The organism is Pseudomonas sp. BJa5, assembly GCF_030272875.2.
Taxonomy (GTDB): Bacteria; Pseudomonadota; Gammaproteobacteria; order Pseudomonadales; family Pseudomonadaceae; genus Aquipseudomonas.
Map to the genome: position 1 here is coordinate 115,409 of NZ_JALRNG020000013.1, position 21,317 is coordinate 136,725.

At 64.3% G+C, this 21,317-nt stretch carries 14 protein-coding genes; 9 read left to right on the top strand and 5 right to left on the bottom strand.

The genetic code is table 11. The features are described from left to right. Positions 1–121: 121 nt before the first annotated feature. A complete protein-coding gene (gene secA, locus M2D63_RS10250) occupies positions 122–2,857 on the bottom strand; it encodes a preprotein translocase subunit SecA (RefSeq protein WP_285862764.1) in 2,736 nt (911 codons plus the stop codon). A 282-nt stretch (positions 2,858–3,139) separates the two neighbouring features. On the opposite strand from secA, the gene M2D63_RS10255 reads away from it, so the two are divergent. From M2D63_RS10255 to M2D63_RS10270, 4 genes are all read left to right on the top strand, one after another. Next, complete coding sequence (locus M2D63_RS10255; protein WP_285862765.1) at positions 3,140–3,607, top strand: DUF721 domain-containing protein; 468 nt, start codon at positions 3,140–3,142, stop codon at positions 3,605–3,607. A 1,013-nt stretch (positions 3,608–4,620) separates the two neighbouring features. Next, the gene (locus M2D63_RS10260; RefSeq protein WP_285862766.1) at positions 4,621–6,867 is read left to right on the top strand and encodes a FepA family TonB-dependent siderophore receptor; all 2,247 of its coding nucleotides are present in this window, start codon (positions 4,621–4,623) and stop codon (positions 6,865–6,867) included. A gap of 227 nt (positions 6,868–7,094) precedes the next feature. Further along, on the top strand, positions 7,095–7,706 hold the full coding sequence (locus M2D63_RS10265) for a response regulator (protein WP_285862767.1): 612 nt from the start codon (positions 7,095–7,097) through the stop codon (positions 7,704–7,706). A 7-nt stretch (positions 7,707–7,713) separates the two neighbouring features. Next, a complete protein-coding gene (locus tag M2D63_RS10270) occupies positions 7,714–10,998 on the top strand; it encodes a transporter substrate-binding domain-containing protein (RefSeq protein ID WP_285862768.1) in 3,285 nt (1,094 codons plus the stop codon). A 23-nt stretch (positions 10,999–11,021) separates the two neighbouring features. Here M2D63_RS10270 and M2D63_RS10275 read toward each other — a convergent pair whose 3' ends face one another. Further along, complete coding sequence (locus M2D63_RS10275; protein WP_285862769.1) at positions 11,022–12,041, bottom strand: LacI family DNA-binding transcriptional regulator; 1,020 nt, start codon at positions 12,039–12,041, stop codon at positions 11,022–11,024. A gap of 206 nt (positions 12,042–12,247) precedes the next feature. On the opposite strand from M2D63_RS10275, the gene M2D63_RS10280 reads away from it, so the two are divergent. Both M2D63_RS10280 and M2D63_RS10285 read left to right on the top strand, forming a co-directional pair. Beyond that, positions 12,248–12,787 carry a gluconokinase gene (locus M2D63_RS10280; protein ID WP_285862770.1) on the top strand — a complete coding sequence of 180 codons (540 nt, stop codon included), beginning with the start codon at positions 12,248–12,250 and terminating at the stop codon, positions 12,785–12,787. A 99-nt stretch (positions 12,788–12,886) separates the two neighbouring features. Then, complete coding sequence (locus M2D63_RS10285) at positions 12,887–14,239, top strand: GntP family permease (protein WP_285862771.1); 1,353 nt, start codon at positions 12,887–12,889, stop codon at positions 14,237–14,239. A 132-nt stretch (positions 14,240–14,371) separates the two neighbouring features. Here M2D63_RS10285 and yiaY read toward each other — a convergent pair whose 3' ends face one another. The 3 genes from yiaY to M2D63_RS10300 all read right to left on the bottom strand — a co-directional run bounded on the left by yiaY (position 14,372) and on the right by M2D63_RS10300 (position 17,772). Continuing rightward, positions 14,372–15,520, bottom strand: coding sequence for an L-threonine dehydrogenase (yiaY, locus tag M2D63_RS10290; protein ID WP_285862772.1), 1,149 nt, complete (start codon positions 15,518–15,520; stop codon positions 14,372–14,374). Between the two features lie 82 nt (positions 15,521–15,602). Next, complete coding sequence (ilvA, locus tag M2D63_RS10295) at positions 15,603–17,165, bottom strand: threonine ammonia-lyase, biosynthetic (protein WP_285862773.1); 1,563 nt, start codon at positions 17,163–17,165, stop codon at positions 15,603–15,605. Positions 17,166–17,343: 178 nt separating this feature from the next. Further along, a complete protein-coding gene (locus M2D63_RS10300) occupies positions 17,344–17,772 on the bottom strand; it encodes a PACE efflux transporter (protein WP_285862774.1) in 429 nt (142 codons plus the stop codon). A gap of 97 nt (positions 17,773–17,869) precedes the next feature. Between M2D63_RS10300 and M2D63_RS10305 the strand changes: the two genes are divergently transcribed. From M2D63_RS10305 to M2D63_RS10315, 3 genes are all read left to right on the top strand, one after another. After that, on the top strand, positions 17,870–18,745 hold the full coding sequence (locus M2D63_RS10305; RefSeq protein ID WP_285862775.1) for a LysR substrate-binding domain-containing protein: 876 nt from the start codon (positions 17,870–17,872) through the stop codon (positions 18,743–18,745). Positions 18,746–18,925: 180 nt separating this feature from the next. Then, positions 18,926–20,080, top strand: coding sequence for a non-hydrolyzing UDP-N-acetylglucosamine 2-epimerase (gene wecB / locus M2D63_RS10310; protein WP_285862776.1), 1,155 nt, complete (start codon positions 18,926–18,928; stop codon positions 20,078–20,080). A 48-nt stretch (positions 20,081–20,128) separates the two neighbouring features. Continuing rightward, positions 20,129–21,208, top strand: a complete 1,080-nt coding sequence (locus tag M2D63_RS10315; RefSeq protein ID WP_285862777.1) for a diguanylate cyclase — start codon at positions 20,129–20,131, stop codon at positions 21,206–21,208. Positions 21,209–21,317 lie beyond the last annotated feature (109 nt).

The following is a 21,317-nucleotide window of genomic DNA, read 5'->3' on the forward strand; positions in this document are numbered from 1 at the left end:
ACAGCCTGTATAAGGGGTGATGAAGCGCAAGGCCGCTCCCACTGCGATTACGGTGGGAGCGGCCTTGTGCCGCGATGGGCCGCCAGGCGGCCCCTGTGTTTACTGCCGTAACGACTGACCGTTACTCGATCTGCCCGTGGCAGTGCTTGAACTTCTTGCCCGAACCACACCAGCATGGTTCGTTGCGGCCCAGCTTCTGTTCGTTGCGTACCGGCGCTGCCGCCACGGCGACGTCGGCGCCCTCTTCCTGCAGCTGGCTGCCATCCAGGCCCGGGGCCTCAGCGTGCTGGAACTGCATGCGCTGGGCCAGGGCTTCGGCTTCCTGGCGCAGGCGGGCTTCTTCTTCGGCCGGATCTTCGCGGCGAACCTGGACGTGCGAGAGCACGCGGATGGTGTCGCGCTTGATCGAGTCGAGCAGCTCCTGGAACAGGTTGAACGACTCGCGCTTGTACTCCTGCTTCGGGTTCTTCTGCGCGTAGCCGCGCAGGTGGATACCGTGACGCAGGTGGTCCATGGTCGACAGGTGGTCTTTCCACAGGTCGTCCAGCACGCGCAGCAGGATCTGCTTCTCGAAGGTGCGCAGCGCTTCGGCACTGGCTTGCTCTTCCTTCTCGTTGTAGGCCGCCAGCAGCTCGGCCATGAGCTTCTCGCGCAGGGTTTCTTCGTACAGGTGGTCGTCTTCGTCGAGCCATTGCTGGATCGGCAGTTTGACCCCGAAATCGCTGGCCAGGGCCGCTTCCAGGCCGGCCACGTCCCACTGCTCGGGCAGCGATTGCGGCGGGATGTGCTGGGCGACGGTGGCGTCGAGCACTTCCTGGCGGAAGTCGGCGATGGTGTCGCCAATGTTGTCGGCTGCCAGCAGGCTGTTACGCATGTGGTAGATGACTTTACGCTGCTCGTTGGCCACGTCGTCGAATTCGAGCAATTGCTTGCGGATGTCGAAGTTGCGACCTTCGACCTTGCGCTGGGCTTTTTCGATGGCGTTGGTCACCATGCGGTGCTCGATGGCCTCGCCGGACTGCATGCCCAGGGCCTTCATGAAGTTCTTCACCCGGTCGGAGGCGAAGATGCGCATCAGGCTGTCTTCCAGCGACAGGTAGAAACGGCTGGAACCCGGGTCGCCCTGGCGGCCGGCACGACCACGCAGCTGGTTGTCGATACGACGGGACTCGTGGCGCTCGGAGGCGATCACGTGCAGGCCACCCGACTCGATCACCTGCTGGTGACGCTTCTGCCAGTCGGCCTTGATCTGGGCAATCTGCTCAGGGGTCGGGTTGTCCATGGCGGCGACTTCGACTTCCCAGTTACCGCCCAGGAGGATGTCGGTACCACGACCGGCCATGTTGGTGGCGATGGTCAGCGCACCCGGGCGACCGGCCTGGGCGATGATCTCGGCTTCCTTCTCGTGGTACTTGGCGTTCAGTACCTTGTGATCGATGCCTTCCTTCTTGAGCAGGTTGGACATGTGCTCGGAAGTCTCGATGGTGGCAGTACCCACCAGCACCGGACGGCCCTGGGCCATGCTTTCCTTGATGTCGGCAATGATCGCCGCGTACTTCTCGTCGGCGGTCAGGTAGACCAGGTCGTTGAAGTCCTTGCGCGCCAGCGGCTTGTTCGGCGGGATGACCATAACGTTGAGGTTATAGATCTGGGCGAACTCGAAGGCCTCGGTATCGGCGGTACCGGTCATGCCGGACAGCTTGCTGTACAGGCGGAAGTAGTTCTGGAAGGTGGTCGACGCCAGGGTCTGGCTTTCGGCCTGGATGTTCAGGTTTTCCTTGGCCTCGATGGCCTGGTGCAGGCCTTCGGACAGGCGACGGCCCGGCATGGTACGACCGGTGTGCTCGTCGATCAGCAGGATCTGGCCGTCCTGGACGATGTACTCGACGTTGCGGTGGAACAGCTTGTGCGCACGCAGGCCGGCGTAGACGTGGGTCAGCAGGCTCAGGTTATGCGCCGAGTAGAGGCTCTCGCCTTCGGCCAGCAGGCCGATCTGGGCGAGCATCTCTTCGATGAACTGGTGACCGGCTTCGTTGAGCTCGACCTGGCGGCTCTTCTCGTCGATCTTGAAGTGACCTTCCTGGGTGACTTCGCCTTCGACTTCCTCGATGTGCTGCTTGAGGCGCGGGATCAGCTTGTTGATCTCGATGTACAGCTTGGAGCTGTCTTCGGCCTGGCCGGAGATGATCAGCGGGGTCCGCGCTTCGTCGATCAGGATGGAGTCGACTTCGTCGATCACGGCGAAATTCAGCTCGCGCTGGAATTTCTCTTCCAGGCTGAACGCCATGTTGTCGCGCAGGTAGTCGAAACCGAATTCGTTGTTGGTGCCGTAGGTGATGTCGGCGGCATAGGCGGCGCGCTTTTCTTCCGGCGGCTGGAATGGCGTGACGACGCCAACGGTCAGGCCGAGGAACTCATACAGCGGACGCATCCAGTTGGCGTCGCGGCGGGCCAGGTAGTCGTTCACCGTGACCACGTGCACACCCTTGCCCGACAAGGCATTGAGGTACACGCCCAGGGTTGCGACCAAGGTCTTGCCTTCACCGGTACGCATTTCTGCGATAGTGCCTTCGTGCAAGGCCATGCCACCGATCAGCTGGACATCGAAGTGGCGCATGCCCATGACCCGCTTGCCGGCCTCGCGCGCGACGGCGAAGGCCTCCGGCAGCAACTGGTCGAGGGTCTCGCCTTTGGCCAGGCGCTCTTTGAACTCTGCGGTCTTGCCCCGCAGCTGTTCGTCCGAGAGGGCGACCATCTTCTCTTCGAAGGCATTGACGGTCTGCACCGCCTTGAGCAGGCGCTTGACCTCACGCTCGTTCTTGCTTCCAAAAAGTTTTTTTAACAAAGGCGCAAACATATCGGCAGGATCTTCCACACATAGGGATGGAGGGCGGCCCCGTGAGTCGCCCGTGCAGCCCTTATGGCCGCATGCGAACGAGCATTCTACCCGGAAACGGTGGTGAGGAAAGTGGCGGATTTCCACGATGCTGGCACGCGCTTTGACGGGGCTTTTTTACAATAAGGGCTTTTTGCGCAACTTCAACCCATTCACAACATGAAGTTTTTCCGTTGACCGGGTTCAAGGCGCGCATCGGGGGATCTGATAAGATGGCGGTTCTGTAACTTCAGGTGTCCTCCCATGGCTTTTCGCCCCCTGCCGGCCCGTGCGCCCGCCGTACTGTTGCGCGAAGCCCGGCCGCTCAAAGCCCTGTTCAGCCAGGCCCAGCGCCTGGCGCAATTGCAGAAGCTGCTCGACAGCCAGCTGCAGCCGGCTGCGCGCGAGCATTGCCATATCGCCTCCTGGCGTGAAGGCACCCTGCTGCTGATCGTCACCAACGGTCACTGGGCCACCCGCCTGCGTTACCAGCAAAAACGCCTGCAGCGCCAGCTACAGACCCTGGAGGTGTTCGCCAACCTAACCCGGATCCTGTTCAAGGTGCAGCCACCGACCACCCAGAGCCGTGCGGCCGGGCACACCATCGACCTGTCCACGCGCGCCGCCGAGAGCATCCAGGCCGCAGCCGAGGGCATCAGCGATCCGAAGCTGAAAGCGGCACTGGAGCGCCTGGCCAGCCATGCGCGGGACAAGGATGCGACTGATAGCTGAACACAACCCTGTAGCCGCTGTCGCCAGGCTGCGATCGGCCGCAAAGCGGCCGCAATACCTGTCACTACGCATTACCCCGATTGCGACTGCTGCGCAGTCGATCGCAGCCTGGCGGCAGCGGCTACAACGGGTAGCGGCACGCCAATAAAAAAGGTTCTTCACGGAATACAGGGGCTACGATCCTTGGGCTGGGGCTGGGGCTTGGGCTTGGGTGTCGAGGTGGCGAGCTTATCCATTCCATGCAGCGACGCTGGCGGCCCCTTCCGCCTTTACGGCGGGTCCCTTTTGTCTTGGCAAAAGGAACCAAAACCGCTCGCTCCTGCATCCGGCCCTACGCTGCGCTCCGGGTCCCCTCGCTCCGGCGCCCTCCGGGGCCACGCGGCCTACGACTTGCTTCGCCAAGTCTACGGCTCGCGTTCTTCGGCTACGCCGAAGGGTGCTACGCACCCGCCCCCTCCAGACACCTCCGCTCGGCCCCTGAAGTCGCAAAGTTACGGGTGGCGCCTGCACGGGCGTATCTTCGAAGGCAGAGGATGGCGCAGCCAGGCTGACGCCATCGCGGGGCAAGCCCGCTCCCACTCTTGCTCTTGATTTTCATGCGCGTCAGTTCAGGCACTGCAGACTGCGACTTCAGGAGGCCGAGTGGAGGTGCCTGGAGGGGCCGTGCGTAGCACCTTCGGCGTTAGCCGAAGAACGCGAGCCGTAGACTTGGCGCAGCAAGTCGTAGGCCGCGTGGTCCCGGAGGGCGCCGGAGCGAGGGGACCCGGAGCGCAGCGTAGGGCCGGATGCAGGAGCAAGCGGTTTTGCCTACTTTTCCCAAGAGAAAAGTAGGCCGCCGTAAGGGCGGAAGGGGCCGGCAACCTCGCCACATGAAATGGATAAGCTCACAACCCGAACGCCTGAAACCCGCACCCCAGAGCCCTGCTTAATATTTTATTTTTCTCCCTGACGCTTTACATGCGAATGCTAATACTTATCATTCGGCGCTTCGTTTGTTCATGGAGAACTTTGACATGGCGTCGCGCTTCACCTACAGCCCCTTGAGTATTGCCTTGCTGGCAACACTGGGCTCCACCTCGCTTACCGCTGCCCCCCTGCCCCTGCCAGCCGACGAAGTTCCGGTCCAGGCCACCGACCTGCCGGTCGCCGGCAGCCGCCAGGCCATCGAACTGGAAAACACCCGGGTTCTGGGCACCGCCGAAGAAGAACTCAAGCAGGCCCCCGGGGTCTCGATCATCACCGCCGATGACATCAAGAAGCGCCCACCGGTCAACGACCTCTCGGAGATCATCCGCCGCGAGCCCGGGGTCAACCTCACCGGCAACAGCACCAGCGGTGCCCGCGGCAACAACCGCCAGATCGACCTGCGCGGCATGGGCCCGGAGAACACCCTGATCCTGATCGACGGCAAGCCGTCCACCTCGCGCAATGCCGTGCGCTACGGCTGGAGCGGCGATCGCGATACCCGCGGGGAAACCAACTGGGTGCCGGCCGAAGAAGTCGAGCGCATCGAAATCCTCCGCGGCCCGGCCGCCGCCCGGTATGGCTCCGGGGCCATGGGCGGTGTGGTGAACATCATCACCAAACGCCCGACCCAGGACCTGCGCGGCGCCATGACCCTGTTCGGCTCCTTCCCCGAGGACGATGCCGAAGGCATGAGCAAGCGCGCCAACCTCAGCCTCAGCGGGCCGATCAGCGATGAGGTGAGCTTCCGGGTCTATGCCAACCTGAACAAGACCGATGCCGACGACATGCAGATCAACAGCGCCCACCAGGCCTTCGAGGATTCCTTGATGGCCGGGCGCGAAGGCGTGCGCAACAAGGACATCAGCGGTCTGCTGAGCTGGAGGATCGACCCGGCCAACACCCTGGACCTGGAGTCCAGCTACAGCCGCCAGGGCAATATCTTTGCCGGCGACACCATGCTCAATGCCGGCGGCGAGTTCGTCGAGAGCCAGGTGGGCAAGGAGACCAACGTCATGCAGCGCTCAAGCTTCGCCGCCACCCACCGCGGCGATTACGACTGGGGCAGCAGCATGGCCTCGCTGTCCTACGACCTGACCCGCAACGACCGCCTCAATGAAGGCCTGGCCGGCTGGGGCGAAGGGGCGCCGTCCGGCGGTGCCGGGCGTTTCGAGTCGCGCCTGCGCAACACCCGCGCCACCGGCGAGGTCAACCTGCCCCTGAGCGCGGGCCTGGAGCAGGTGCTGACCCTGGGCGCCGAGTACCTCTACGAATCGCTCAACGACCCGGGCTCGCTGCGTCCGCAAAGCTACGACCCGGGCGCCGAACTGCAAGGCTTCGACCGCACCCAGACCAAGAGCACCGCCAACAGCTACGCGTTGTATAGCGAAGACAACATCGAGCTCGGCAGCGCCACCATCGTCACCCCGGGCCTGCGCTTCGATCATCACCAGGACTTTGGCAGCAACTGGAGCCCGAGCCTCAATGCCTCGCACCAGCTCACCGAGGCGCTGAGCCTCAAGGGCGGTATCGCCCGCGCCTACAAGACGCCGAACCTGTACCAGGCCAACCCCAACTACCTGCTCTACAGCCGTGGCGGTGGTTGCAACTCCAGCGAAATCAACAATGGCGGCTGCTACCTGCTGGGCAACGCCGACCTCGACCCGGAAACCAGCGTCAACAAGGAACTGGGCCTGGCCTATGACAAAGGCACCTGGCGCACCAGCGCGACCTGGTTTCGCAACGACTACAAGAACAAGATCCAGGCCGGCAACCAGACCCTGTTCCGCCTGCCCAACGGCCGGCGCATCCTGCGCTGGGAAAACACCGGCAAGGCGGTGGTGCAAGGCGTGGAAGGCAACCTGTTCATCGCCCTGGCCCCGAGCCTGGACTGGAACACCAACTTCACCTACATGATCGAGTCCGAAGACAAGCAGACCGGCGAGCCGCTGAGCATCATCCCCGAGTACACGGTCAACACCACCCTGGACTGGAATGCCACCGACAAACTGTCGTTCCAGCTCAACGGCACCTACTACGGCAAGCAGGAAGCACCGAGCTACAACGCCCGGGCCAATGAAGCCCTGGACCCGAAGGTGCAAAAGGATGTCGATCCCTACGGCCTGGTGGGCATCAGCAGCGGGTATGAGTTCAGCAAGCACCTGAGCGTGCGCGTGGGCGTCAACAACCTGTTCGATAAACGCCTGTACCGTGAAGGCAATTCCGACGAGGCAGGTGCCCTGACCTACAACGAAGCCGGCCGCGCCTACTTCGCGTCCTTCACCACGTCGTTCTGATCCATGCCAGGCCGGGCGCGTCCCGGCCTGAGCACCTCTCGGCGCAGTCGAAGACAAGTCATCTGTAGGGCTTTTCGACAACCGCGCCCGGTTTTTCCAACACCACTATACTTCCCGTACTAACGCACCCTGATTCGACGTATCGTTGGCGCCCTTTTGGCCCCGGCCAGAACCGCCCCTCCTGAATGATTCGGGAATTCGCCTACATACTCGACAGGAGTTGCGCATTGACCACTGTATTAATTGTTGATGACCACCCCGCCATCCGGCTTGCCGTGCGCATGCTGCTGGACCGCGAACGCTACAGCGTGGTCGGCGAGACCGGCGACGGTGCCGTTGCCGCGCAAATGGCCCGGGAGCTTAAGCCGGAGGTGGTGATCCTCGACATCGGCCTGCCCGGCGTCGACGGCCTGGGCGTGATCAAGCGCCTGCGCCTGCTGGAGCCCTGCCCGCGCATCCTGGTGCTGACCGGCCAGCCGGCAGAGCTGTTCTCCCGACGCTGCCTGGATGCCGGCGCCTCGGCGTTCGTGCACAAGGATGAAGACCTCGATGCCCTGCTGTTCGTGCTCAAGGCCATGGTCAAGGGCTACTCCACCTTTCCCGACCTCTCGGCCCAGCGCAGCCCGCTGATGAGTGAAGAGCAGCGCCTGGCCAAGCTGTCGGACCAGGAAATCATGGTGCTGCGCCTGCTCACCAGCGGCCAGTCGAACAACAGCATCGCTGCGCGCATGAACCTCAGCGCCAAGACCATCAGTACCTACAAGACCCGGATCATGGAGAAGCTGGAGGTCGGCTCGCTGGTGGAGCTGCTCGAATTCTCCAGGCGCCATTCGCTCTGAGCCAGCCATGAACGCGCTCAGCCGCTCGCTCGCTATCCTGGTGGTGTGCCTGCATGCACTGATGGCCCAGGCCGTGGAAGACGGTGAGGCGCGCCAGTTGTTGGCGCGCTCGGTCAGCAGCGCCGCGGCGCCGGCGCTGGCGCCCGCCGACCGGGAGTGGCTCAAGCACAAGCACCAGTTGCTGCTGGGCACCTCGGTACCGGACTACCCGCCCTTCGACATCAATGTCGGCGGCATGGAATATGAAGGGCTGACCGCCGACTTTGCCGGGTTGCTCGGCGAACTGCTCGGCGTGCGCATCGAGGTCCGCCGCTTTGCCAGCCGCGCCGATGCCATTGCCGCCCTGCACGCCGGACGCATCGACCTGCTGGGTAGCTCCAACGCCTTCGAAGCGGCCGACGCCCAGTTGGTCCTCAGTCGCTCCTATGCCGACGACCAGCCGGTGATCGTCACGGCCTCGGGCAGCGCCCTGGGGCATGAGGACAGCCTGGCGAACCGGCGCCTGGCGATGGTCGACCACTACCTGCCGGTCGCCGTGGTCCAGGCGCTGTACCCCAAGGCCCGGCTCTCGCTCTTCAGCTCGACCGCGGCGGGGCTGTCGGCGGTGTCCATGGGACAGGCCGATGCCTTTCTCGGCGATGCGGTCAGCAGTGATTACCTGATCACCCGCAACTATTCGGGCAGCGTGCAGATCGACCATTTCATCAAGAACCTGCGCGGTACCTTCGCCTTCGCCATGGCCCGTGACAACCGGGTGCTGCAGCGCCTGGTCGACCAGGCGCTGAGCCATATCGGCGACAACGACCGCCTGAACATCCTGCGGCGCTGGACCAGTGGCAGTACCCGGGTGTTGCTCGACCGCAGCACCCTGACCCTGACCGCTGCCGAAAGCGCCTGGATCGAACAGCATCCGCGCGTGCGGGTGGTGGTCAACAAGTACTTCGCGCCCTTGAGCTTCTATGACGACAACCAGCAGTTTCGCGGCATTACCGCCGACATCCTCGATCAGATCAGCCTGCGCACGGGGCTGAAATTCGACATCCTGGCGGTCGACTCGGTGCCGGAGCTGATCGCCCGGGTCGAGCAAGGCAGCGCCGATATCGCCGGCACCCTGGCCCGGGGCAAGGCACGCGAGGCGACCTTGCGCTTCACCCGCCCCTACCTGATCACACCGCGGGTGCTGGTGACCCGCAGCGATAACCAGGCGCTCAACGATCCCTCGCAACTCAAAGGCAAGCGCCTGGCGGTGATCCGCGACTATCCGCTCAAGGAAGAACTGCGCCGGCGCCTGGCACTCGGCGCGCTGGTGGAGGCCGACGACCCGCTGAGCCTGATGGAAGATGTGGTGCAGGGCAAGGCCGATGCCGGGCTGAGCACCCAGATCAATGCGGCCTACTTCACCACCCGGTTATTCAAGGACCAGCTGCGCATCGCCTCGATCTACGGTGACCAGCCCGGTACCGCGTCCTTCGCCGTGGCCCGCGATGCCACCTTGCTGCATTCGATCCTGGACAAGGCGCTGCTGAGCATTCCGCCGGACGAAATGACCGAGCTGACCGGCCGCTGGCGCCCCAATGTGCTGGTCAGTGACAGCCCCTGGTACAACTACCGCGGGCTGGTGCTGCAGATCGTGCTCGCGGCCGGTGTGCTGATCGGTGCGGTGATCATCTGGAACCGCTACCTGCGCAAGCTGGTGCGCCAACGCAGCGAGGCCGAGCAGGCGCTGCAACACGAGCTGGGCTTCAGCAAGCGCCTGCTCGAAGAACTGCGCCTGGCCAAGGACCAGGCCGAAGACGCCAGCCGCGCCAAGAGCACCTTCCTGGCGACCATGAGCCATGAGATCCGCACGCCAATGAACGCCGTGATCGGCCTGCTGGAACTGGCCGTCAAGGATGCCGGGCTTGGCCGTGCCGACCAGGCATCGTTGCAGGTCGCCTATGAATCGGCCAACGGCCTGCTGGAGCTGATCGGCGACATCCTGGACATTGCCCGCATCGAGTCCGGGCACATGACCCTGAGCCCGCAGCCGACCGACCTCGGTGCCCTGGTCAGTGCCACGGTGCGAGTCTTCGAAGGCAATGCCAGGCTCAAGGGCCTGAGCCTGGCCACCGACCTGCAGGACAGCCCCTACCTGGTGGCCGTCGACTCGCTGCGGCTCAAGCAGATCCTCTCCAACCTGCTCGGCAACGCCATCAAGTTCACCGACCAGGGGAGCGTCACGGTGTCCCTGCGGCTCGATGACAGCCAACCTGGCCAGCTGCAGGTCCAGCTCTCGGTGCAGGACAGCGGCATCGGCATCAGTACCCAGGACCAGCAGCGCCTGTTCCGCAACTTCGCCCAGGTCGGCCAACCCTCGACCCGCCAGGGCACGGGGCTGGGCCTGGTGATCAGCCGTACCCTGTGCGAACTCATGGGCGGGCACCTGCACATGGACAGTCGCGAAGGGGTCGGCACCCGGGTCGAGGTGGTCCTGCGCCTGCCCCTGGCCGAGCCCGCTGCGCCCGGCCAGGACATGCGGGTGCTGGCCGAAGCCCGGGCACCGGGCCAATCGATCCTGGTGGTGGATGACTACCCTGCCAACCTCATGCTGCTGGAACGGCAACTGACCACCCTCGGCCACCGGGTCAGCCAGGCCCGCGATGGCCGGGAGGCGCTGGCGCTGTGGCAGCAGGCGCACTTCGATGTGGTCATCACCGACTGCCACATGCCCGGCATGGACGGTCACCAACTGACCCGCGAGATCCGTGCCCTGGAGCATCAACACGAGCGCACGCCCTGCCTGATCCTCGGCCTTACCGCCAACGCCCAGGCCGAAGAACGCCAGCGTTGCCTGGCCAGCGGCATGAACGATTGCCTGTTCAAGCCGATCGGCCTGGGCCAGCTGCAACGTCATCTGCAGGCGGCCAATGCTGCACACACACCTGCACAGCCGTCCGCGCAGGAGGAAACGGCCACCGGTTTCGACGTCGATAACCTTCACTACCTGACCCTGGGCGACCCCAGGCTGGTCGAGCGACTGTTGCATGAGCTGGCCCAGAGCAACCGCGAAGACCTCAAGCGCCTGCAGGCGCTGGGCCCGCGCCCGGAGCGCAGTGCGCTGCGCGAGGTGGCCCACCGGATCAAGGGCGGGGCCAAGATGCTCAAGGCCCGCGCCCTGGTGCAGCACTGCGAGAGCCTGGAGCAGGCCTGCCTGGGCAATGCCAGCGACACCCAGCTACAGGCTCTGTTGAGCGTGCTGGAGCAGAGCCTGCTGACCCTCGACAGGCAACTGCTGCAACCGGCGAACCTGTGAGGTCGGCGCCGCGCTGCGGGCCATCAACTGCTTTCGCGAACCACCAGTTCGAAGCCCAGGTCCTGGTTCTGCACCGTGGCACGCTTGCCGTCGAGCAGACCCAGCAAGGCCTGGGCGGCGCAGCGGCCGATGGCGGCGCGCGGGGTGCGGATCGAGGTCAGGCGCGGCACCATGTGGGCCGAGGCCGGCAGGTCGTTGAAGCCGATCATCGCCACCTGTTGCGGCACCGCGATACCCAGGCGCAGGGCTTCGAGGATCGCGCCCTGGGCCAGGTCGTCGTTGCAGAAGAAGATGCCATCGACATCCGGGTGACGCGCCATCAGTTGGCTGAACAATTCGCCGCCCAGGCCGATGGACGAGGGCTGCGGCGCCAGTACCTGCAGCTCGCTGGCATAGCGACCGGCCTCCACCAAAGCCTGGCGAAAGCCCTCGGCGCGCTGCATCACCCGCGGGTCGAGCTGGGCGGCGATGAAGCCCGGGCGCTGGCAGCCGCGCTCCAGCAGGTGGCGCGCCGCCGCCGCACCGGCCTGATGCTGGGAAAAGCCCACCGACATGCCCTGCTCACCGTCGCCCAGTTCCATCATGTGCACACAGGGCACGCCACTGGCACTGAGCATCTGCTTGGACGCTTCGCTGCGATCGAAACCGGTGAGCAGCATGCCCCGGGGTTGATAGGCGAGATAGTTGCGAATCAGGTTCTCTTCTTCGGCGATATCGTAGTGATAGTTACCGATCAGCACCTCAAGCCCGCGGGGTCGCATGACCTCGTGAATGGCTTCCAGGGTTTCGATGAACAGGTGGTTGGACAGCGACGGAATCAGCACCACGATCGATTCGCTCTGCGCCGACGCCAGGGCCCTGGCCGCCGGGTTGGCCACATAGCCCAGGGTGGTAGCCGCCTGCTTGACCTTCTCGACCAGCTCCGGGGCAACCGTGCTGACCCCGCGCAAGGCGCGGGAGGCGGTGATCGGGGAAACCCCGGAAAGCCTGGCCACTTCAGCCAGGGTAGGACGACCGGTAGTGCGGGAGCCGATGCGGGTCATGGGGAATTTTATTTTCGACTTGCCAAGAATAGGGAACGGGCACTAAGGTAGCGCTGTCTCACCCCCCAGGCAATGCATAACTGCAGGTCGCCTGAAATGAGCATCCAGACTGCTTGTACAAGACCAATAACATCTGGGCGGATAGCGCCCGAGGCGATTGCAGCCCCGGCCAAAGATAGCGCTATCTTGTCCTGCAGGAGGTACCCATGAACCCACCCCTTTCCGCGATCGTGGTGATGGGCGTCGCTGGCTGTGGCAAGAGCTCCGTCGGCGTTGCCATTGCCGGCCTGAGCGGCGGCCGCCTGATCGAAGGCGATGCCTTCCACCCCGCTGCCAATATCGAGAAGATGAGCGCCGGCATTCCCCTGGACGATGACGACCGCGAAGGCTGGCTGATTCGCCTGGGCGAGGAACTGCAGGCCACGCTCCAGGCCGGCGATCGCCCGATCCTCACCTGCTCGGCGCTGAAAAAGCGCTATCGCGATGCCCTGCGCCATGCGGTGCCTGACCTTGGCTTCGTATTTCTCGACCTGACGCCTGAAGAAGCCAGCCGCCGGGTGCTTGCCCGTCCCGGGCACTTCATGCCCGCCAGCCTGATCGACAGCCAGTTCGCCGCCCTCGAACGCCCCGAAGGCGAGGCCCTGGTCCTGCCGCTGGATGCCACCCTGCCGGTGGAGCAGCTGGCGGTGCGGGTCGACACCTGGCTAAAGCCCTGCGGTGAACCGGTGCTGGCGCGCACGGCCTGATCCAGGCGGTTTTCCGGCTCACCAAAGATAGCGCTATCTCAACCCGTAGACGCTGCAATTGTTTCGCCCACAAAAATGACAAGATGAGGCAACTGAACCATGTTCGGTCTGGCAACTGATACTTACCTGCTGCTCGATGCAGTGGTCACCATCGTTGGTCTGGTGCTGCTGATCACCCACTTCAAGGTCCACCCCTTCGTCGCCCTGACCCTGGCTGCCGGTTTTCTCGGCCTGACCTCGGGCATGCCGGTGGCCAAGGTGATGAAATCCTTCCAGGACGGCTTCGGCGGCGTGCTGGGTTTTGTCGGTATCGTCCTGGCCCTGGGCACCATGCTCGGCAAGCTGATGGCCGACTCCGGCGGCGCCGACCAGATCGCCCAGACCCTGATCCGCGCGTTCGGCAAGCAGAAGGTGCACTGGGCGATGATGTTCGCCGCCTTCCTGGTGGGCATCCCGCTGTTCTTCGAAATCGGCTTCGTGCTGCTGATTCCGCTGGTGTTCATCGTCGCCCGCCGTTCCGGCGTGTCGCTGATCAAGATCGGCATCCCGCTGCTGGCCGGCCTGTCGGTGGTCCACGGCCTGGTACCGCCGCACCCGGGTCCGCTGCTGGCCATCGGCATCTTCAACGCCGACATCGGCAAGACGATTTTCTACGGCCTGATCGTCGCCCTGCCGACCGCCATCATTGCCGGTCCCCTGTACGGCAACTTCATCTCGCGCTACATCCCGGGCTCGCCGTCCCAGGAGCTGATGGACCAGATCGCCCGTGAGTCGTCGCAACAGAACCTGCCCAGCTTCAGCGTGACCCTGATCACCGTACTGTTGCCGGTGTTCCTGATGCTGCTGAAAACCTTCGCCGATGTGGTGCTGCCGGCCGAGCATATCGTGCGCCAGTGGATGGACCTGATCGGCCACCCGATCACCGCCCTGCTCGCCGCCCTGCTCCTGGCCTTCTACACCTTCGGCGCGGCCCGCGGCTTCTCCCGCCAGCAGATCATGAAGCTGCTCGACCAGAGCCTGGCGCCTACCGCGGCCATCGTGCTGATTGTCGGTGCCGGCGGTGGTTTCAAGCAGATGCTGGTGGACACCGGGGTGGGCAACGTCATCGGCCAGATGGCGGTGCATGCGCAGATCTCGCCGATCCTGCTGGCTTGGCTGGTCGCGGCGGTGATCCGAATTGCCACGGGCTCGGCGACGGTGGCGACCATTACCGGTGCCGGTATCGTCGCGCCGGTGATTGGCATGGTCCCCGGGGTCAACCGCGAGCTGCTGGTGCTGGCGACCGGCGCGGGCTCGTTGATTCTTTCCCACGTCAACGATGCCGGTTTCTGGCTGGTGAAGCAGTACTTCAACATGACCGTGGCCGAGACGTTCAAGACCTGGAGCATGATGGAGACCATCCTGTCGGTGGTCGGCATCATCTTTATCATGCTGTTGTCGCTGGTGGTCTGAGGGGTCTCATCGCGGGGCAAGCCCGCTCCCACAGGTGTGAACTGCACCCCAAAGGTTGGATGGGTGTCCAGCTTTTTGGGGTCAGTTCAGGTGAGGTGGGAGCGGGCTTGACCCGCGATGGGTTTCAGCACATCAGAACGCCGCCTTGAAGATCCCTTCGATCTCTTCCTGGCTGGCCGGCCGCGGATTGGTCAGGCCACAGGCATCCTTCAGTGCGTTGGCAGCCAACACCGGCACATCCGCTTCACGCGCGCCCAGCACCGCCAGCCCGGACGGAATTTCGATGGCCCGGGACAAGCGCTCGATGGCCGCAATCGCCGCATCACTGCCCTGCTCGGCGCTCATGCCGGCCACCTCCACCCCCATGGCCTTGGCTACATCGCGCAAGCGCGCGGCACTGACCTTGGCGTTGAAGCGCTGCACATGGGGCAGCAGCACGGCGTTGCACACGCCATGGGGCAAGTCGTAGAAGCCGCCCAGCTGGTGGGCCATGGCGTGCACATAACCGAGCGAGGCGTTGTTGAACGCCATGCCGGCCAGGAATTGCGCGTAGGCCATGTTCTCCCGGGCCTGCAGGTCGCTACCGTCGGCCACCGCCTGGCGCAGGTTTTCACTGATCAGTTCGATGGCCTTGATCGCACAGGCGTCGGTGATCGGCGTGGCGGCCGTGGACACATAAGCCTCGATGGCATGAGTCAGGGCATCCATGCCAGTGGCGGCAGTCAGGCCCTTGGGCATGGCGACCATCAGTGCCGGGTCGTTGACCGACAACAGCGGCGTGACGTTACGGTCGACGATGGCCATTTTCACGTGGCGGGCTTCGTCGGTGATGATGCAGAAGCGGGTCATTTCACTGGCCGTACCGGCCGTGGTGTTGATCGCGATCAGCGGCAACTGCGGCTTGGCCGAGCGGTCGACACCTTCGTAGTCACGGATATGCCCGCCGTTGGTGGCGCACAGGGCAATGCCCTTGGCGCAGTCGTGGGGCGAGCCGCCGCCTAGGGAAATCACACAGTCGCACTTCTCGCGCTGCAACTGGGCCAGGCCCTGCTCGACGTTGGCAATGCTGGGGTTGGGTTTGGCGCCATCGAAGATCGACGAGTCGATGTCGCGCATGGCCAGCATTTCGGCGATACGCTCGGCGACCCCGGCCTTGGCCAGGCCGGTGTCGGTGACGATCAGGGCCTTGCGCAATCCGTAGCCGGCGATGGCGGCCATCGCCTCGTCGAGGCAACCGATGCCCATGATGTTGACGGCAGGGATGAAGAACGTGCTGCTCATGACGAAATCCTCATGCAATATTCCATTGCCTTGAGGATCCGCCTATGTGCCCTGCCCCGTGTTGATCTGGGGCAAGCCTTGCTCAGCCGAGGAACAGGCGGTAGGCCGGGTTGTCGGTTTCGTCCCAGTAGCGATAGCCCATGGCATCCAGGGCCTGGGGCAAGCCGGCCTGCTCCTCCTGCGGCACCTCCAGGGCAGCGAACACCCGCGCTTCGGCCGCGCCGTGGTTGCGGTAGTGGAACAGGCTGATGTTCCAGCGCTTGCCCAGGCGTTCCAGGAAGCCCAGCAAGGCCCCCGGCCGCTCCGGGAACTCGAAGCGCAGCACCCGCTCGTCCGCCCCCGGGCCGGCATGGCCGCCGACGGTGTGGCGCACGTGAAGCTTGGCCAGCTCGTTGTCGGTCAGGTCGAGCACGCTGTAGCCCTGCTCGCGCAGGCTGGCCAGCAACTGCTCGCGCGGGTCGTGTTGCGGGTGGGTCTGCACACCGACGAACAGGCGTGCTTCCTTGCCCGGGTAGTAGCGGTAGTTGAACTCGGTGATCTGCCGCTTGCCCAGGGCCTGGCAGAAGGCGCGAAAGCTGCCCGGTTGCTCGGGGATGGTCACGGCGATGATCGCTTCGCGCTGCTCGCCCAGTTCGGCACGCTCGGCCACGTGGCGCAGGCGGTCGAAGTTGACGTTGGCGCCCGAGTCGATCGCCACCAGGGTCTGACCCACAGCGTTTTCCCGGGCCACGTACTTCTTGATCCCGGCCACCGCCAGGGCGCCTGAGGGCTCGGTGATCGAGCGGGTGTCGTCGTAGATGTCCTTGATCGCCGCGCACAGTTCATCGTTGCTGACCGTGATCACCTCGTCCACATAGTGACGGCACAGCTCGAAGCAATGGGCGCCGATCTGCGCCACCGCCACGCCCTCGGCAAAGCTGCCGACCTGGGCCAGCACCACCCGCTCGCCGGCAGCCATGGCCGCCTGCAGGCAGTTGGAGTCCTGGGGCTCGACACCGATCACCTTGATCTCGGGGCGCAGGTATTTGACATAGGCGGCGATCCCGGCGATCAGGCCGCCGCCACCCACCGGCACGAAGATCGCGTCCAGCGCACCGGGTTGCTGACGCAGGATCTCCATGGCCACAGTGCCTTGCCCGGCGATCACGTCCGGATCATCGAAGGGCGGGACGAAAGTGGCGCCTTCGCTGTCGGCCAGCTTCAGGGCATGGGCCAGGGCGTGGGGGAAGCTGTCGCCATGCAGCACCACCTCGCCGCCACGGGAACGCACGCCCGCCACTTTCAGCTCCGGGGTGGTGGTCGGCATGACGATGGTGGCGCGCATGCCCAGCTCCCGCGCCGACAAGGCCACACCCTGGGCATGGTTGCCGGCCGAAGCGGTGATCACCCCGCGGGCACGCTGGGCCGGGCTCAGGCGGCTGAGGCGGTTGTAGGCGCCGCGGATCTTGAAGGAGAAGGTCGGCTGCAGGTCTTCGCGCTTGAGCAGCACCCGGTTGCCCAGTTCATGGGACAAGGCCGGCGCCAATTGCAGAGGGGTTTCGATCGCCAGGTCGTACACCGGGGCGGCAAGGATGCGGCGCACGTAGTCGGACAGCAGGTTCAGCGACGCGGACGGGGTGCGAGGGCTAACGGCAAGGCTGGTCATCAATGACTCCTGGTTTTCAAAAGTGCCCAGGAGAGAGAGAAAGAACCCGCCTCCAGGGCGGGTTCGGTGCAAGTGCCAGCTAGCCCGCCAAAACGATAATGGCGGTAATAATGCTGCGCTGAGGCGATTGCAGGAATGTATTCATGGCAGCGAAACTAGCGCAGCCGCCAAGGCAAAGTCAAGCAGGCTCGCGCGCTGATTCCGGCACATCGAACACCCGGTCGAAGCCCCACTGGAAGACAAAGGCGTAGAAGAAGAAAAACAGGAACAGCGCAAGGTTGGTCAAAAGCGCCGCCCACAGGCTGATCTGCAGCCAGCCGGCCACCACCGGCAGGAGGATCAGCACCAGCCCGCCCTCGAAACCCAGGGCATGCAGGAAGCGCCGCCACAGGGTACGCCGCCGCTGCGCCTGGCGCGCTTCCCAGTATTCGAAGGCCCAGTTGTAGAGCATGTTCCAGCCCAGGGCCACGGCCGAGAGGATCAGCGACAGCACCGTGGAGTGCGCCATGCCGGCGTCGAAGGCCCAGGACAACGCCGGGGCCACGCAAAGCACCGCGATGGCTTCATAGAGAATGGCCTGGACCACCTTGCGCGCCTTGCCTTGCATCGTCGGCTCCGATCGAGGAATGAGCCCCCACCCTAGTCACGTTGAGACAGTGCTTCAATTGAGCTAGATTGAGCCTCCCCCAATCAGGTTGAACGTCATGTTCGCCAAGCTGCCCCTGACCGCATTGCGCACCTTCGAATCGGCGGCTCGGCTGGGCGGCTTCAAGGCTGCGGCTGACGAATTGAGCGTGACCCCGGCGGCGGTCTCGCACCAGATCAAGCGCCTGGAATCGCACCTGGGCCTGCTGCTGTTCCAGCGCAGCGCCCAGCGGGTGACCCTGAGCGAAGCTGGCGAGCGCCTTTACCAGCAAGTGCACAGCGGCTTTGCCGATCTGCAGCAGAGCCTTGCCGATCTGCGCCCACCCTGCGAGCGCCAGCAACTGACCCTGACCACCACCGCGGCCTTCGCCAGCCTGTGGCTGATCCCGCGCCTGGGGGATTTTCATCGCCGTCATGGTGATATCCAGGTGCGGGTGCTGACCGGCAGCGAGGTGGTCGACCTGCAGCGCGACCACCGTTTCGACCTGGCCTTGCGTGCCGAATTCACGCCTGACCCGAGCTTGCTGCGGTGGCCCTTGCTGCGTGAGTACTTCTCGGTCTACACCCCTCCGGGCTGGCAGGAGCCGCCGGCGGACCAGCCCCTTTCGCTGATCGAGGTGCCCTGGTCGCCGGTCGCCGGCGTGGTCATCGACTGGCCGCATTGGTGTGCCCTGGCAGGCTGCGAAGACTGGCTGCGGCGGGCGCGCTTTCACCACTACGACGATGAGCACTACGCCCTGCAGGCAGCCAGCGCCGGCTACGGGCTGGTGCTGGCGAGCAATGTGCTGGTGGCCGACAGTCTCGCCCAAGGGCTGCTGCAGCCCTGGCGCGAAGAGGTTCGCCTGGAGGCGGCGCAGTACAGCGCGGTGTGCCTGCCGGGGCGCGAGCGCGAGCCGGCGATCCGGGCATTCCTCGACTGGTTGCATAACGTGTAGGAGCGGGCTTGCCCCGCGATCCGATGCAAGCGACATACCGCAATCGCGGGGCAAGCCCGCTCCCACAGTGGGCTTGCCCCGGCCATTGGACAACCCTCTCGCTTGCTGCTTGTATCTAACGATTGAACCACCACTGGATCGTACAACTTCGCTCACCAGGACGGGACGAGGATCACGACAATGGCTTACTCAGTCATGATGGTTTTTGGCACGCGCCCCGAAGCAATCAAGATGGCCCCGCTGGCCCAGGTATTGCGACAGTGGCCGGACCTCGACCTGAACATCTGCTCTACCGGCCAGCACCGGGAGATGCTCCAGCAGGTACTGCGCGATTTCGGCCTGAGCGTCGATGAAGACCTGCATGTGATGACCCAGAACCAGACCCTCAACGGCCTGTCGCAACAACTGCTCGAACGTCTGGACACCACCTACGCGCGCATCAAGCCGGATATCGTCCTGGTCCACGGCCATACCACTACCAGTTTCATCGCCGCCCTCGCCGCCTTCTATCGGCAGATTCCCATCGGCCATATCGAGGCCGGCCTGCGCAGCGGCAACCTCAAGTCGCCCTGGCCCGAAGAGGCCAACCGGCGCATGACCGGGGTGATCGCCGACCTGCATTTTCCACCCACTGAGCGCGCCCGCGACAACCTGCTGCGCGACGGCGTGGCGGCGGAAAATATCGAGGTCACCGGCAACACCGTCATCGATGCTCTGTTCTGGATGCGTGAGCACCTGAAGAAAAGTGGCTGGAAACCCGCCAGCGACTCGCCCCTGGCACAGTTGCGCAGCGACCAGCGCCTGGTTCTGATCACCGGCCACCGCCGGGAAAACTTCGGCCAGGGTTTCGAACGCATCTGCCTGGCCCTGGCGGAACTGGCGCTGCGCTATCCGGATGTGCAGTTCGTCTACCCGGTGCACCTCAATCCGCAGGTGCAGAAGGCCGTGTACGGGTTGCTGTCGCACCAGTCCAACATCCTCCTGGTGCCGCCCCAGGACTACCAGCATTTCGTCTGGCTGATGGACCGCGCCTACCTGGTCCTGACCGACTCCGGCGGCGTCCAGGAAGAAGCACCGGCCCTGGGCAAACCCTTGCTGGTGCTGCGCAAGGTCACTGACCGGCACACGGTGCTCGAAGGCGGCACGGTGAAGCTGGTGGGCACCCAGACCGAACGAATCGTCAAGGAAACCAGCCTGCTGCTCGACGACGCCGACGCGTACCAACGCATGTGCCGGGTCTTCAGCCCCTACGGCGACGGCCATGCCAGCGAACGGATTGCCGAACGACTGAGCCTGTGGCTCGAGGAGCATGCTGGCGAAAGCGAAGCTCCATGAGCCGCATCTGAGGCGCATTACAGACCCTTCCGGATCCGCAAGGCCACCATGTACAAGACCATCGAACAACAACTGCGCAAACACATCGCGCCACCGGAACTGCGCCGGGAGTTCCGTCAGCATGACTTCGAGACCCTGCATTCGTTCTGCCTGCTGATCTTCTGCGTCAGCATCGGCATCTGGCTGCTCTTCGACCTGATCGTCAGCTACCGGGGCGGGCAAGGTTTTACCTACCTGTCGATGATCTTCATCACAGTCATGGCAATCCTCACCATCATCCTTGCCTTCACCCGCAAGGCCGGCCATTTCGACCTGCTCAACCTGGTATTCGTCGCGGTCATCACCCTGGCCATGCGCCTGGTGATCGAAGGCCTGCCGGTGGAAATACGTCCGGCGTGGATGATGCTGGGCGCCTCCAGCGTGTTGTACAGCGTCTCGGTGCTGCCGGTACGACGCTGGTCGTTCTTCGCCGCGATCCTGGTTACCTGGATCAACCTGCAGCCGTTCCAGGTGCCGGGCCTGCACGTGCTGGACCTGCGCGGCACCCTGTTCATCTGCTACGGCTTGTTCCTCAACGGCCTGATCCTCTACACCTACCTGAAAATGCGCCGCGCCAAGCTGTACAACTTCTACATGTCCAAGGTGCTGCTGGACCAGGCCTACGTCGACGTGCTCACCGAAATCCCCAATCGCCGCTCGTTCATGGCCAAGGCCCAGGCCCACCTGCTGGAGGAAGGCGACCAGAGCCGTTACCTGGCGATGATCGACATCGACAACTTCAAGAAGGTCAACGACCGCTTCGGCCACGACATCGGCGACCTGGTGCTCAAGCGCACCGCGGCCAACATCAAGGCCTCGATGACCGAGTTCGAGTATGCGCGCCTGGGCGGCGAGGAATTTGTCATCTACCTCTGGGGCCTGAGCCAGATCGACGCCGAACAGCGCGTCGCCGCCCTGTGCCAGCGGGTGCGCGAAGACGCCGCCGAACACCCGGTGACCATCAGCATCGGCCTTGCCCGGATCCTGCAGGAAGACAACCTGACCCATGCGCTGGTCAAGGCCGATGAGGCGTTGTACCAGGCCAAGCATGGGGGCAAGGATCGGTATGTGCTATGGCAGGCACAATAGGGCGCGACTGTCACTGTGGGAGCGGGGGGGGCCCCCCCCTGCGGGAGGGGGGGAAAACCCCCCACCCCGGCGGCCCCCCCCCCCCCCAAAAAACAGGGTAAACACGATT